Source organism: Thalassococcus sp., from assembly GCF_982780845.1.
Window position 1 is genome coordinate 34,242 of sequence record NZ_CEYADA010000009.1, and the last position, 13,727, is coordinate 47,968.

At 58.6% G+C, this 13,727-nt stretch carries 13 protein-coding genes; 10 read left to right on the plus strand and 3 right to left on the minus strand.

The window, feature by feature from the left end; all coding sequences use genetic code 11:
• Positions 1-6: 6 nt before the first annotated feature.
• Complete coding sequence (locus AC4FIA_RS11455) at positions 7-870, minus strand: MurR/RpiR family transcriptional regulator (RefSeq protein ID WP_490365953.1); 864 nt, start codon at positions 868-870, stop codon at positions 7-9.
• A 116-nt stretch (positions 871-986) separates the two neighbouring features.
• On the opposite strand from AC4FIA_RS11455, the gene AC4FIA_RS11460 reads away from it, so the two are divergent.
• From AC4FIA_RS11460 to AC4FIA_RS11495, 8 genes are all read left to right on the plus strand, one after another.
• Complete coding sequence (locus AC4FIA_RS11460; RefSeq protein WP_490365954.1) at positions 987-1,763, plus strand: N-formylglutamate amidohydrolase; 777 nt, start codon at positions 987-989, stop codon at positions 1,761-1,763.
• Positions 1,760-2,281, plus strand: a complete 522-nt coding sequence (locus AC4FIA_RS11465) for a TRAP transporter small permease subunit (protein WP_287477064.1) — start codon at positions 1,760-1,762, stop codon at positions 2,279-2,281. The genes AC4FIA_RS11460 and AC4FIA_RS11465 overlap by 4 nt, the downstream gene beginning before the upstream one ends.
• Complete coding sequence (locus tag AC4FIA_RS11470) at positions 2,271-3,596, plus strand: TRAP transporter large permease (RefSeq protein ID WP_490365955.1); 1,326 nt, start codon at positions 2,271-2,273, stop codon at positions 3,594-3,596. The genes AC4FIA_RS11465 and AC4FIA_RS11470 overlap by 11 nt, the downstream gene beginning before the upstream one ends.
• A gap of 57 nt (positions 3,597-3,653) precedes the next feature.
• Positions 3,654-4,682: a TRAP transporter substrate-binding protein gene (locus tag AC4FIA_RS11475; RefSeq protein WP_490365956.1), complete on the plus strand. Its 1,029-nt coding sequence runs from the start codon at positions 3,654-3,656 to the stop codon at positions 4,680-4,682.
• 68 nt (positions 4,683-4,750) lie between these two features.
• Positions 4,751-6,103 (plus strand): glutamine synthetase family protein, encoded by a 1,353-nt coding sequence (locus tag AC4FIA_RS11480; protein WP_490365957.1) that lies wholly within the window; start codon positions 4,751-4,753, stop codon positions 6,101-6,103.
• A gap of 52 nt (positions 6,104-6,155) precedes the next feature.
• Positions 6,156-7,532 carry an aldehyde dehydrogenase family protein gene (locus AC4FIA_RS11485; RefSeq protein WP_490365958.1) on the plus strand — a complete coding sequence of 459 codons (1,377 nt, stop codon included), beginning with the start codon at positions 6,156-6,158 and terminating at the stop codon, positions 7,530-7,532.
• Positions 7,529-8,674, plus strand: coding sequence for an iron-containing alcohol dehydrogenase (locus AC4FIA_RS11490; protein WP_490365959.1), 1,146 nt, complete (start codon positions 7,529-7,531; stop codon positions 8,672-8,674). Before AC4FIA_RS11485 ends, AC4FIA_RS11490 begins: the two co-directional genes overlap by 4 nt.
• A 134-nt stretch (positions 8,675-8,808) precedes the next feature.
• Positions 8,809-9,534, plus strand: a complete 726-nt coding sequence (locus tag AC4FIA_RS11495) for a hypothetical protein (protein ID WP_490365960.1) — start codon at positions 8,809-8,811, stop codon at positions 9,532-9,534.
• A 6-nt stretch (positions 9,535-9,540) separates the two neighbouring features.
• Here AC4FIA_RS11495 and AC4FIA_RS11500 read toward each other — a convergent pair whose 3' ends face one another.
• Both AC4FIA_RS11500 and AC4FIA_RS11505 read right to left on the minus strand, forming a co-directional pair.
• Entirely contained in the window at positions 9,541-10,437 is an 897-nt protein-coding gene (locus AC4FIA_RS11500; RefSeq protein WP_490365961.1) for a sugar kinase, read from the minus strand.
• Complete coding sequence (locus tag AC4FIA_RS11505; protein ID WP_103911785.1) at positions 10,434-11,132, minus strand: GntR family transcriptional regulator; 699 nt, start codon at positions 11,130-11,132, stop codon at positions 10,434-10,436. The genes AC4FIA_RS11500 and AC4FIA_RS11505 overlap by 4 nt, the downstream gene beginning before the upstream one ends.
• A gap of 121 nt (positions 11,133-11,253) precedes the next feature.
• Here AC4FIA_RS11505 and uxaC point away from each other — a divergent pair, with 121 nt between their 5' ends.
• Complete coding sequence (uxaC, locus tag AC4FIA_RS11510) at positions 11,254-12,660, plus strand: glucuronate isomerase (protein WP_490365962.1); 1,407 nt, start codon at positions 11,254-11,256, stop codon at positions 12,658-12,660.
• Positions 12,661-12,689: 29 nt separating this feature from the next.
• Positions 12,690-13,664, plus strand: coding sequence for a TRAP transporter substrate-binding protein (locus AC4FIA_RS11515; RefSeq protein ID WP_103911724.1), 975 nt, complete (start codon positions 12,690-12,692; stop codon positions 13,662-13,664).
• The last annotated feature ends 63 nt before the right edge of the window (positions 13,665-13,727 follow it).

The window sequence follows — 13,727 nt, forward strand, 5'->3', positions numbered from 1 at the left end:
GGTGCGTTACGACCGGAAAATCCGGCTTTGGCCGAGCATCTTTTCCAACGCAGAAATACGCTCTGAACTGGAATCGGACCGCAGGCTTTGGATGTCGGCCACCATCGCTTCGATCAGGAAGTTGATGGCTAGGGTCGAGTCCCAGCTCGACGGGGCCTCGACCATCGCGCGGAAGCTGTAGCGCGCGTGTTTTTCGATGGGCGATCCCCATTGATCGGTGAACAGCACGATGGTTGCGCCCTGTTCGACGGCCAGTTCTGCAAGGCGTTCCAGTTCTTTTTCGTAACGGCGGATGTCGAAGATGATCAGCACCGATTGGTCGGTCATATCCAATAGCGACTGAGGCCATACGCTGGGCGATGAATCCAGTGCAGACACGCCCGAGCGGATGATTTGCAGGTGGTTGTAGAAGTAATGCGCGTTCGAACGGGTGATGCGGCCGCCCAATAGAAACAGGGTGCGCGCGGGATCGGAGAGCAGGGCTGCGACCTCGTCGAACTCGGTCAGATCAAGGCGGTCGATGGTGCGGTTGATGTTGTGTGCCATGGCGACGGCAAAGCGGCTGACGATGTGATCCTGATGGTCCGCACGTTCGGCCATTTCCAGTTTGGCCAAAGGTTCGCGCATGCGTGCGGCGACCTCATCGCGGATGGCGTTTTGCAGATCGGGGAAGCCTTCGAACCCCAGTTTGCGAGCCAGACGGATGATAGTTGGCGTGGACACACCGGCGTCTTCGGCCAGTTTTGTGATGGATTGCAGACCGGCGACCATCGAATCGTCCTGAAGCAGGGCGGTCACTTTTCGCTCGGACGCGGTAAGGTCCGATTGCTTGTCTTTGATCAGGTCTTTGACCAGCCGCTTCCTGTCCATTTTCGTTCCATTCGTTACAAAATTTGGAGCGTTGTAAAAAAAGATACAGAAAATTCCTTGACGCTCCAAGAATTTTTGTAGTGATGTTTACACACACCGAAGGGGATTGAAGACGAATGGACACAGACGACTGGATCGCTGTCGATGTGACAGGACCGATTGGGCAGAGCCCGATTGTGCTGGTCTGTGAACATGCGTCGGCTTTCATTCCCGAAGAATTCGGTGGGCTGGGTTTAACCCGTGACGCAGCAAGTTCCCATGCGGCATGGGACATCGGGGCGCTGGATGTTGCCAAATTCCTGTCATCTGGCCTTGGCGCCCCGCTTGTCGCGGGCCGCGTGTCGCGGTTGGTTTACGACTGTAACCGCCCGTTGGAATCTGCAGGCGCTATCCCTGCCAAGAGCGAAATCTATGATGTGCCGGGGAACGTGGGCCTGTCGGATGAGGAACGTCAGCGCCGCTATGACCTGATCCATCAGCCGTTTCATGCGGCGGTGGCCAACATCCTTTTTGCACAAGAACAGGCAATGGCGCGTCCGCCCATCCTTGTGACCGTGCACAGCTTTACGCCCGTCTATAACGGCGTTCGGCGGGATCTGGACATCGGTTATCTGTTCGACAGTCGCCCCGCGCTGGCCGAGGCCGCATTGACGGCCGAGCAGGGGGCAGGGCAGTTCAAGGCGGCGCTGAACGAACCCTATGCGCCCAAGGACGGCGTGACCCACACTTTGGTTCTGCATGGCGACAGTCAGGGGCGCGAGAATGTGATGGTCGAGGTCCGCAATGATCTGATCGATACATCCAAAACCGCCGCCAGCGTCGCCGCGCATCTGCAAGAGGTGCTGACCCAAGCCGTGGCGCAGATCACCGAAACAGAGGGGCAGGCAGGATGAATTTTCTGCGGTCATACATCCGCATCGTGGACCGATTTAACCGCACCATCGGGCGGTTCGTCATGTACGGGCTGTTCGTTCTGATGGGCATTCTGTTGTGGTCGTCGATCAGCAAGGCGTTTTTCACCCCGTCGCTCTGGACGCTGGAAATGGCCCAATTCGTGATGGTGGGCTACTACATCCTTGGCGGGCCTTACGCGATGCAGATGGGCGCGAATGTGCGGATGGATTTGTTCTATGGCGAATTCACCCCGCAAAAGAAGGCGCAGGTGGACTGTATCACGGTGCTGTTCCTGATCGCCTACTTGGGCGTCCTGCTGTGGGGCGGGATCGATTCAACCATGTATTCCTTCCAATACGGTGGCGAACGTAGCCCGACCGCGTGGCGCCCGTATCTGTGGCCGATCAAGGTAACAATGGTGTTCGGCATAGTTCTGATGCTGCTGCAAAGCCTGTCTGAACTGGCGAAAGACATCCTGTTCCTGAAAACAGGCGAGGAGATGCGCGATGCCGTATGAATTGATCGCCATCCTCATGTTCTCGACCATGATGCTGATGCTGTTTACGGGTCAGCGCGTCTTTGCGGCGATTGGCTTTGTGGCGGTGATGGCGGCGTTGTTCCTGTGGGGCGACCGTGGCGGCTATGACATCGGGTTTTCCGCCGCGATGAAGCTGATGAAATGGTATCCACTGCTGACGCTGCCGATGTTTATCTTCATGGGCTACGTGCTGTCGGAATCCAAAATTGCCGACGATCTGTACAAAATGTTCCACGTCTGGATGGGCGGTTTGCGCGGCGGTCTGGCCATCGGGACGATTGGTTTGATGGTGCTGATTTCTGCGATGAACGGCCTGTCGGTGGCAGGTATGGCGATTGGTGCGACCATCGCGCTGCCCGAACTGTTGAAGCGGAATTATGACAAGCTGATGGTGACAGGGGTCATTCAGGCGGGGTCCAGTCTGGGCATTCTTGTGCCGCCCTCTGTTGTCTTGGTTTTGTACGCGATGATCGCGCGGCAACCGGTGGGTCAACTGTGGCTGGCGGGGGCCATTCCGGGGCTGATGATGGCTGCGATGTTCATCATCTACATTGCGATCCGGTGTCGCCTGAACCCTGAACTGGGTCCGGCGCTTCCGCCCGAGGAACGCGATATCGGCATGGCCGAAAAGCTGCGCCTGCTGCGCGCGGGTCTGCTGCCTGTTGGGATTTTCGCCGTCATGATGGTGCCGTTTGTGAACGGCTGGACCAGCCTTGTCGAAAGCTCGGCCATCGGGGCGATTGCAGCCTTTGTGGCGGCGGTGCTGAAGGGGAGGATGACGCGCGAGGTGTTTGAAACATCGGTTCGTCAGACGCTGGCGATCACCTGCATGTTCATGTGGATCATCCTTGCGGCGCTGGCCTTTGGCGCGGTGTTTGATGGGCTGGGCGCTGTGCGCGCGATTGAAAACCTGTTTACCGAACGTCTTGGCCTGAACCCGTGGGTCATTCTGATCCTGATGCAGCTGTCGTTCATCGTTATGGGCACGTTTCTGGACGACACGGCGATGCTGGTTATCGTGGCGCCGCTGTATGTGCCTTTGGTCGGTGCGCTTGGCTTTGATCTGGTGTGGTACGGCGTGCTTTACACCATCACCTGCCAGATCGCGTATATGACGCCGCCGTTCGGCTATAACCTGTTCCTGATGCGGGCCATGGCCCCGCCGGAAATCACCATCAAAGATATCTACCGCTCTATCGTGCCATTTGTGGCCGTGATGATTGTCGCGCTCGCGCTTGTGATGATCTTCCCGCAGATCGCGCTTTGGCTGCCGGACCTTGTTTACGGAAAATAATTCATCACCAAGAGGCTGGGAAAACTGGCCCGTCCACCCAACAGTAGGAGAGAAGACATGACTTCAAGACGTAAGTTTCTGGCCGGCGCGGCCACAGCTCCGGCGGCATTGGCCACACCGGCGCTGGCACAAAGCACCATCAAATGGCGGATGCAGACATACGCGGGCCCCGCACTGGCCGCCCACGTGATCGACCCCGCGATTGAGATGTTCAACAAGATTGCTGGCGACCGCATGCAGATCGAACTGTTCTATGCAGACCAGCTTGTGCCCACGGGCGAGTTGTTCCGCGCTATGCAGCGCGGCACCATCGATGCGGTTCAGTCTGACGATGACTCCATGGCGTCGCCGACAGAAGTCACCGTGTTCGGCGGCTACTTCCCGTTCGGTTCGCGCTATTCGCTGGATGTGCCGGTGCTGTTCAACCAGTACGGCCTGAACGAAATCTGGGATGAGGAATATTCCAAGGTTGGCGTCAAACATATCTCGGCCGGTTCCTGGGACCCGTGCCACTTTGCCACCAAAGACCCGATCCGTTCGCTGGAAGACCTGAAAGGCAAGCGTGTCTTTACCTTCCCGACAGCGGGCCGCTTCCTGTCGCAGTTCGGCGTCGTGCCGGTCACACTGCCGTGGGAAGACATCGAGGTCGCGGTTCAGACAGGCGAACTGGACGGCATCGCATGGTCCGGCATCACAGAAGACTACACAGTCGGCTGGGCGGATGTGACCAACTACTTCCTGACCAACAACATCTCGGGCGCATGGGCAGGGTCGTTCTTTGCTAACATGGATCGCTGGAACGAACTGCCGGAAGACCTGCAGACACTGTTCCGCGTCTGCTGTGACCAGTCGCACTACTATCGTCAGTGGTGGTATTGGGGTGGCGAAGCATCGCTGCGTGTCAACGGTGACAAGCTGCAACTGACCTCGATTCCTGATGAAGAATGGGCCACAGTCGAAGAAGCGGCCGTCAAATTCTGGGACGAGATCGCGGCTGAGTCCGAGACAAAGGCGAAAGTCGTCGAGATATTCAAGAAGTACAACGCCGACATGACCAAGGCGGGCCGTCCGTACCGCTACGGCTGATCCTGACACTTGCGGGACGGGCAGGCCCATAGTGCCTGTCTGTCCCGCGCTTTAATTCCGAGGCTGACATGACATTCGAAGACCTGAAAACCCAGATCGCCAGTGGTGCCATCGACACAGTTCTGACCTGCATGGTCGATATGCAGGGCCGTCTGATGGGCAAACGTTTCCACGCCGAGGCGTTTCTGGATATAGCCGAGGATGAAACCCATTGCTGTAATTACCTGCTGGCGACCGATCTGGTGATGTCGACGCCTGAAGGGTACAAATCGACCAGCTGGGAACAGGGCTATGGCGATTATGTCATGAAGCCTGATCTGACAACGATCCGGCCCACACCGTGGTTGGACGGCACCGCGATGGTGCTGTGCGATATCATTGATCACCACACCCATAAGCCTGTCGCGCATGCGCCCCGTCAGATGCTGAAGAACCAGATCGCGCGGGCGACAGCCTTGGGTCTGACACCGGTTATGGCGACGGAGCTGGAGTTCTTCCTGTTCCAAGGCACGCATGACCAGATCGGTGCCGGTGGCTTCCGCGAGATGAAGACGATCTCGCGCTACAACGAAGATTACCACATCTTCCAGACCTCTAAAGAAGAGCACATCATGCGCCCGATCCGGAACCACCTGCGCGCGATGGGTGTGCCGGTGGAAGGGTCCAAGGGCGAGGCCGAAGCCGGTCAGGAAGAGCTGAACATCAAATACGCCGAGGCGCTGGCCTGCGCGGATCACCACACGATTGCCAAGCACGCGGTCAAGGAAATCGCGCATCAGAACGGTGCTGCGGCGACCTTCATGTCCAAGTGGCATCATGATCGCGTCGGCAGTGCCGCGCACGTACACCAGTCGCTTTGGAAGGACGGTTCGAACGCGTTTTATGATGCGGATCGCCCCTTGGCGAAGTCCGAACTGATGGATCACTACATGGCGGGTCTGATCGCTTATGCCAGCGATTACACCTATTTCATGGCGCCTTACATCAACAGCTACAAACGCTTTGCCAAAGGCACCTTTGCCCCCACGCGCACCGTCTGGTCGGTCGATAACCGCACCGCTGCCTTCCGTCTGTGCGGCGATGGCACCAAAGGCGTGCGCGTCGAATGCCGTATCCCCGGCGCGGATATGAACCCCTATCTGGCGCAGGCGGCGATGCTGGCGGCTGGCCTGAAAGGGATCGAGGAAAAGCTGACCCTGTCGGACGCGCTGAAGGGCGATGCCTATGAAATGGCCGATGCCGGTGAAATCCCGTCGACCCTGCGCGACGCGCGTGATGCGCTCTTGGCCTCTGACATGCTGAAAGAGGCGTTCGGGCCTGAGGTCATCACCCACTACGCCCGCGCTGCCGAGGTCGAGATCGAAGACTATGACCGCATCGTCACCGACTACGAAATCCGCCGGAATTTCGAACGGGCCTGAGTTTTACAAACACGTCGGTTCCAGCGAACCGAAATCACTATGGAGAGGTCGCATGACCGTCACTTGTATCTCGCCGATCGACGGATCGGTTTATGCAGAACGTCCAACCCTGACGCTTGAGGCCGCACGCGATGTGGTCAGCGCGACCCGCGCGGCGCAACCGGCTTGGGCCGCGCGCCCGCTTCAGGAACGCATCGATCTGGTCATGGCTGGCGTGGCCGCTGTGGGCGCGATGAACCAAGAAATCGTGCCGGAGCTGGCCCATATGATGGGCCGTCCCGTGCGCTACGGTGGCGAATTCGGCGGCTTTAATGAACGTGCGTCTTATATGGCGGACATCGCGTCCGAGGCGCTGGCCGATATTCAGGTCGGCGAAGACGCGACTTTCAAACGCTATATCAAACGCATTCCCCACGGCGTCGTCTTTGTCGTGGCGCCTTGGAACTACCCCTACATGACTGCGATCAACACGGTCGCACCTGCGCTGATCGCGGGGAACACCGTGGTGCTGAAACACGCGGCGCAGACACTGTTAGTGGGCGAACGCATGGCCAAGGCGTTCCACGATGCGGGCGTGCCTGCGGATGTGTTCCAGAACGTGTTCCTAGATCACGACACGACCTCGGCTCTGATTTCGGAAAAGGCCTTCGACTTTGTGAACTTCACAGGATCCGTTGGCGGTGGTCAGGCGATGGAGCGCGCGGCGGCGGGCACGTTTACTGGCGTGGGCACCGAACTGGGCGGCAAGGATCCCGGCTATGTCATGGAAGACGCTGATCTGGACGCGGCTGTTGCTACGCTGATCGATGGAGCCATGTTCAACTCGGGTCAGTGCTGCTGCGGGATCGAACGGATTTACGTGCACGAAAGCCTGTTTGACGCCTTTGTTGAAAAGGCAGTTTCGGTGGTCAATGGCTACAAGCTGGGCAACCCCTTGGATGCGGAAACCACGATTGGCCCGATGGCCAACATCCGCTTTGCGAAAGAGGTGCGCGCGCAGATTGCCGAGGCGGTCGAGATGGGCGCAAAAACCCATATCGACACCTTCCCCGAGGATGATGGCGGTGCCTATTTGACACCGCAAATCCTGACCAATGTCACCCATGACATGCGCGTGATGCGCGACGAAAGCTTTGGCCCCGTGGTCGGCATCATGTCCGTCAAAAGCGACGAAGAGGCGATTGCGCTGATGAACGACAGCGAATTCGGCCTGACCGCCAGCCTTTGGACGGCGGATGTGGACCGTGCGCAGCGCGTGGGCGACCAGATCGAAACCGGCACGGTGTTCATGAACCGCGCCGATTACCTTGACCCCGGTCTGTGCTGGACGGGGTGCAAAAACACAGGACGTGGCGGGGGATTGTCGGTGATTGGCTATCAGAACCTGACCCGTCCGAAATCCTACCATCTTAAGAAGGTGACGAAATGAGCCTTGTTGGAAACTGGTCCTATCCGACCGCAGTGAAATTCGGGGCAGGGCGCATCGCCGAACTGCCCGCCGCGTGCGAAGCCGCTGGCATCAAGCGCCCGCTTCTTGTGACGGACAAGGGCCTTGCGCCGCTGCCGATCACAGCCGCGACGCTGGACATCATGGAGGCTGCGGGACTTGGCCGTGGCATTTTCTCGGACGTCGATCCGAACCCGTCCGAGATCAATCTGGCCGCTGGTGTGGCCGCCTTTAAAGAAGGCGGCCATGACGGTGTGATCGCTTTCGGTGGTGGCTCGGGTCTCGACCTTGGGAAAATGGTCGCCTTTATGGCCGGTCAGACACGCCCAGTTTGGGATTTTGAAGATATCGGCAATTGGTGGACCCGTGCGGATGCCGACGCCATCGCGCCGATCGTGGCTGTGCCCACGACCGCTGGCACAGGATCCGAAGTGGGCCGAGCCAGCGTCATCACCAATTCGGTCACGCACGAGAAAAAGATCATCTTCCACCCCAAGGTTCTGCCGTCGGTGGTGATCTGTGACCCTGAGCTGACCGTCGGCATGCCGCCGATGATCACGGCGGGCACGGGCCTTGATGCCTTTGCCCACTGTGTCGAGGCGTTCTCGTCTCCGTTCTACCATCCCATGAGCCAAGGCATCGCGCTGGAAGGCATGCGGTTGGTCATCGATTATCTGCCCCGCGCCTATCAGGACGGCACGGATATTGAGGCCCGCGCACAGATGATGTCGGCGGCGGCGATGGGGGCGACGGCGTTCCAGAAAGGTCTGGGGGCGATCCACGCGCTGTCCCACCCGATTGGCGCGGTGTTCAACACGCACCACGGCACCACCAACGCGGTCTGTATGCCTGCGGTTCTGGACCTGAACGAACCCATGATCCGCGACCGGTTTGATCGCGCGGCGGGATATCTGGGCATTGATGGTGGCTATGACGGCTTCCGCGCTTTTGTTCAGACCTTCAACGACAGCTTCAACATCCCGCGCAAACTGTCCGAGATCGGCGTGACGGGGGATAAGATGGATGTGCTGGTGCCCATGGCGCTGTCCGATCCGTCCTGTGGTGGCAATCCGGTGGAACTGACCACCGAAAACGTCACGGCGCTGTTCGAAGCGGTGATCTAAAACACTCAGGGCGGGGAACAATCCCCGCCCTGTTTCGTTAAACTGCATGGCCGTTCAGGTAATGCTTTTGCTGTTTCATTATTGATCTGCGGCCTTACGCGAATTTACGCTTTAAGACCTGCGGGGATTTTTCGATGAATGGCATTATCCGATTTGCGCCTTTGGCGGTTTTGTCTGGTGTAACCTATGCTGTCGGTCCGGGCGCGCAGGCGGACACCCACAAGGAAACGGTCGCTGCCTGTCTGGAAGCTGTCCGCGCTGATGACATGGATACTGCTGAACGTCTGGCGGATGAAATCATCGATTGGCGGGCCTTGTTCGCGACACAAGTCATTGCTGACGCGAAATCCTGTCTTGAAGCCGCCAAAGGGGGCGAGTGGACATATTTCACCACCAAAAGCCGTTTCCTGACCGGAATGGAGGCGGATATGGAGCAGGACTATATCGACAAGGCGATGAACAAAAAGGCCTCGAACCAGATCGATTATCAGAACGAACGGGCGCGGCTTGAATGCGAAATCTCTGCTGCGCAAGAGTCGGTCAAAAGCCTTGAGGCAGAGTATGACAACTTCAAATTGGCCCGCACGCAAGAGGCCGAGCAAATGACCATGAAGGTCTGTTACGACCTTTATGCGTCGGACCCTGCCGCCGCTTTGTTAGAGCCGGTTTGCAATGAGGCCTTCCTTGAAACCGGTTTGCCGGATTCCGATTACGAATTCGATTTCACCAACATCATGAGCGCCAAGGTCCGCTTGGCCAAGTCCAAGGTCGAACTGGGTGAATTGCTGCGCGGGGTTACAGGCAGCGACATCTCGATGCCCTTCGGCAGCGATTGCGCCAAGTTCTCGGTCGAGGACTAACGCGCTTTAGTCCAGATCGACCAACGCACCACGTTTGCCCACGACCTGCGCCGCTAGGGCACATCCGGCGCGCACAGCATCGGCGTTGGACTGGCCCGACATCAAGCCGCTTAAGAAGCCTGCGTTAAAGGAATCCCCCGCCGCCGTTGTGTCGACCACTTGGGTTACTTTCATCGGGGTCACGGTTTCCTGCGGTTGGCCTGCGGCGTCGATCAGAACGGCATCTGCGCCGTCTTTGACGATAGACAGGGTTACGCCCGCGTCGGCATAGCGTTTGGCTGTCGCCGCTTTGTCGGCATCGTTGAAGTAGGTGGCTTCATCCTCGAACGAGGGCAGGGCGATGTCCGCCACTGCCGCGCCGCGCATGATCCAATCACACATTTCTTGATCCGAAGCCCAGAGGCGCGGGCGCAGGTTCGGGTCGAACACGATGCGCACGCCTCCGGCACGGGCCTTGGCCAGAACGGACAGCAATGTCTCGCGCCCCTCAACCGGCAGGATCGCCAGGGTGATGCCGGAGAAAAATGCCACATCGCCTGCCTTCAGGTTTGGCAGTTCGCTCAGCCCATCCGCCATCTGCCGCGCGGCAGAGGCGCTGCGCCAGTAGGAAAAGCTGCGCTCTCCGTCTTTCAGCGAAATCATATAAAGGCCGACCGACGCGCCCGGGATCACCCGCAGTTCAGGGGTCACGCCCGCACCTTGCATGAACGCCGTCATCTGGGCCGAGGCCGCGTCATCGCCCACGGCGCTGAAATAGGACACGGTCAGGTCATCGCCTGCCAGTTTGCGCAGGTACCAAGCGGTGTTGAACGTATCGCCGGCAAAGCCCATCGTGTAATGGCCGTCGCCCGTCGGGGCCATTTCGACCATACATTCGCCAATGGCGAGAACTGTCTGCGTCATGTGTCGCTATCTTCGAAATATTGGGGATGTTCTTCTCGGATCTGGGGCAGGATGTATTTGATCCGGCCTAGATGTTCCTCGAGGTGTTTTTGAACGGCATCGGCATCGCGGGCAAACAGCGCGTCGGTGATCGACAGGTGCTGGTCAAAGGCGGTTTGCTGGCCGAACGACAAGGACAGAAACCGCACGCGGTCCATATGGGCCTTTTGTTCCTGGATCAGCGCCCAGGCATAGCCGTGACCGGACATTTCGCAGATGCGCTGGTGCATGCGGTCATCCAGTTCGTGGAACTTGGATCGTTCATCTGCGGCGATGGCGGTTTTCTGTTGTGCGAGCAGACTGCGGATTTCGTCGAAGTCATCCTCGGTCATGGTGTTGACCGCATCAAGGAAGCAGGCGGTTTCCAGCGCGGTCCGGATAAAGCTGGCCTGAAGCACGGCTTGCGAGGAAATCTTTGTGATCAGTGTCGCGCGTTGCGGGCGGATCAGAAGAAAGCCTACCTGCGACAGGCGAAAGAACGCGTCGCGCACGGGTTGGCGCGAAACGCCGAGCGCTTTGGCGATCTCGATTTCGGAAACCTTGGTGCCGGGGGCCAGCTTGAACGTGATGAGCGCGTGGTAGAGCGATTCAAAAACCTGATCTGTCGTGGTGACAGTCTGGATCGCCGACAGGGGCGCAATGGAAAGGTCATTCATAGGCAAGGCGTCGTCCCGTTTTTCCAAGCTTTGGACAGTATAGACGAAATCTTTTTTGACACAACTAATCAACTAGCATATTAGTTTGGAGAAATGACGAGTCGCAAAGTGGGGGGACATTATGGCTTTGGTTGATCCGGATCGCCTATTTCCGGTCGAAACAGGCTTGCGTGGTTTGACGCGCGCGCTGTATGAAAGCGTGGCAGACCAGCCGATTATTTCGCCTCACGGTCACTGCGATCCGCAGTGGTTTGCGGAAAACAAACGTTTCCCGAACCCCGCCGAGTTGTTCGTGATCCCCGATCACTACGTCTTCCGCATGCTGGTGTCGCAGGGTGTGCCCCTGACCGATCTGGGTGTGCCCCGAGTTGACGGCGGCCCGACCGAAACCGATCCGCGCCTGATCTGGAAACGCTTTGCCGAGCATTACTACCTGCTGCGCGGCACGCCTTCGGCGATGTGGCTGAACCATTCGTTTGAACATGTTTTCGGTCTGGATGTGCCGCTCTCTGCCGAAACGGCGGATATGTATTACGACCATATCGACGCGAAACTGGCGCAGGATGATTTCCGCCCCCGGGCATTGTTTGACCGCTTCAAGATCGAGGCACTGGCCACGACCGAAGGCGCGCTGGACGATCTGAAATGGCACCGCCAAATCCGCGAAAGCGGTTGGCAGGGCAGGGTGATCACCACCTACCGCCCCGATGCTGTGGTTGATCCGGAATTCGAAGGGTTCGCAGACAATGTCGCCGAACTGGGCGCGATCACTGGTGAAGATACCGCAACGTGGGATGGCTATCTGAATGCCCATCGCGCACGCCGCGCCTATTTCAAGGAATTCGGCGCAACCGCATCAGATCACGGCCACGCCACCGCGCGGACCGAAGACCTGTCTGCGGCGGATGCCAATGCGCTGTTCCAGAAGGCGTTGAAAGGCACCTGCACTGCGGACGAGGCGGACGCCTTCCGTGGTCACATGCTGACAGAAATGGCGCGGATGAGCCTTGAAGACGGGCTGACGCTGCAAATCCATCCGGGTGCGCGGCGCAACCATTCGGCACCGGTCTTTGCCGCCCATGGCCGCGACAAGGGTTTCGATATTCCGGGCCGCACCGATTACGTCGGCGCGCTGCGCCCGCTGCTGGATGCGGTGGGGATGGAGCGTGACCTGACGGTCATCCTGTTTACGCTGGATGAAACAACCTATGGCCGCGAACTGGCGCCGATGGCGGGGGCTTATCCGGCCCTGCGTCTGGGCCCGCCGTGGTGGTTCTTTGACAGCTACGAGGGCATCCGGAAATTCCGCGAAGCCACGACCGAAACCTGCGGTTTCTACAATACAGCCGGGTTCAACGACGACACCCGTGCTTTCTGTTCGATCCCCGCGCGCCACGACGTCGCGCGGCGGTCGGACTGTGCCTACCTCGCGACTCTGGTCGCGACTGGACGCCTGAGAGAGGACGAGGCGTTCGAGGTGGCACAGGACCTGACCTATCGCCTCGCCAAAGAGGCATACCGGCTGTGACAGGCCAAAAATCCAAGGGAGGATTACGAATGAAACGTCACCTGATGGCAGCGCTGCTTGCCACATCCGCGATGGCCACAGCGGCCAGCGCCTGCGAAGTCACCCTGCGGTCGTCTGACACGCACCCCGAAGGCTACCCCACCGTGGTTGCCGTTCAGGAAATGGGCAAGATGCTGGAAGAGCGCACCAATGGTCGCCTGTGCATCGAAGTGTTCCACTCGGCGCAGCTGGGTCAGGAAAAAGACACCATCGAACAGACACAGTTCGGCGTGATCGACATGAACCGCGTCTCGATGGGCCCGTTCAACAACATCATCGAAGAAACACAGGTCGTATCGCTGCCTTACGTTTTCCGTTCGGTCGAACATATGCACAACGTCATGGACGGTCCGATTGGCGACGAAATCCTTGCGGCGTTCGAACAGCATGATCTGGTTGGTCTGGCATACTTCGACGGCGGTTCGCGCAGCTTCTACAACTCGCAGAAACCCATCACATCGATGGAAGATCTGGCGGGCATGAAGTTCCGCGTGATGCAGTCGGATATCTTTGTCGACATGGTTGGCGCCCTTGGCGCGAACGCGACACCGATGCCTTACGGCGAGGTATACTCCTCTATCCAGACCGGCGTTATCGATGGCGCGGAAAACAACTGGCCGTCTTATGAATCCTCGGGTCACTTCGAAGTTGCTGGCTACTACACGCTGGACCAGCACCTGATCGTTCCCGAAGTTCTGGTCATGTCCAAAGCCAGCTTTGACAAGCTGAGCGCCGACGATCAGGCGATTGTCCGTCAGGCGGCCAAAGACGCCGTTCCGGTCATGCGCGCCCTGTGGGCCGAGCGTGAAAAAGTGTCCGAGCAAAAGGTCCGTGACGCGGGCGTCGAGGTGATCACCGACATCGACAAAACCCCGTTCATCGAAGCGATGAAGCCGGTCTATGAAAAGCACGTTACATCCGACAAGCTGAAAGACCTCGTCACACGTATTCAGGCGACAGAGTAATCTGACCCTGATCGGTGCGCGCGGTGTCCTCTTACCGCGCGCGCCCCTCCTAACAGAAAGACG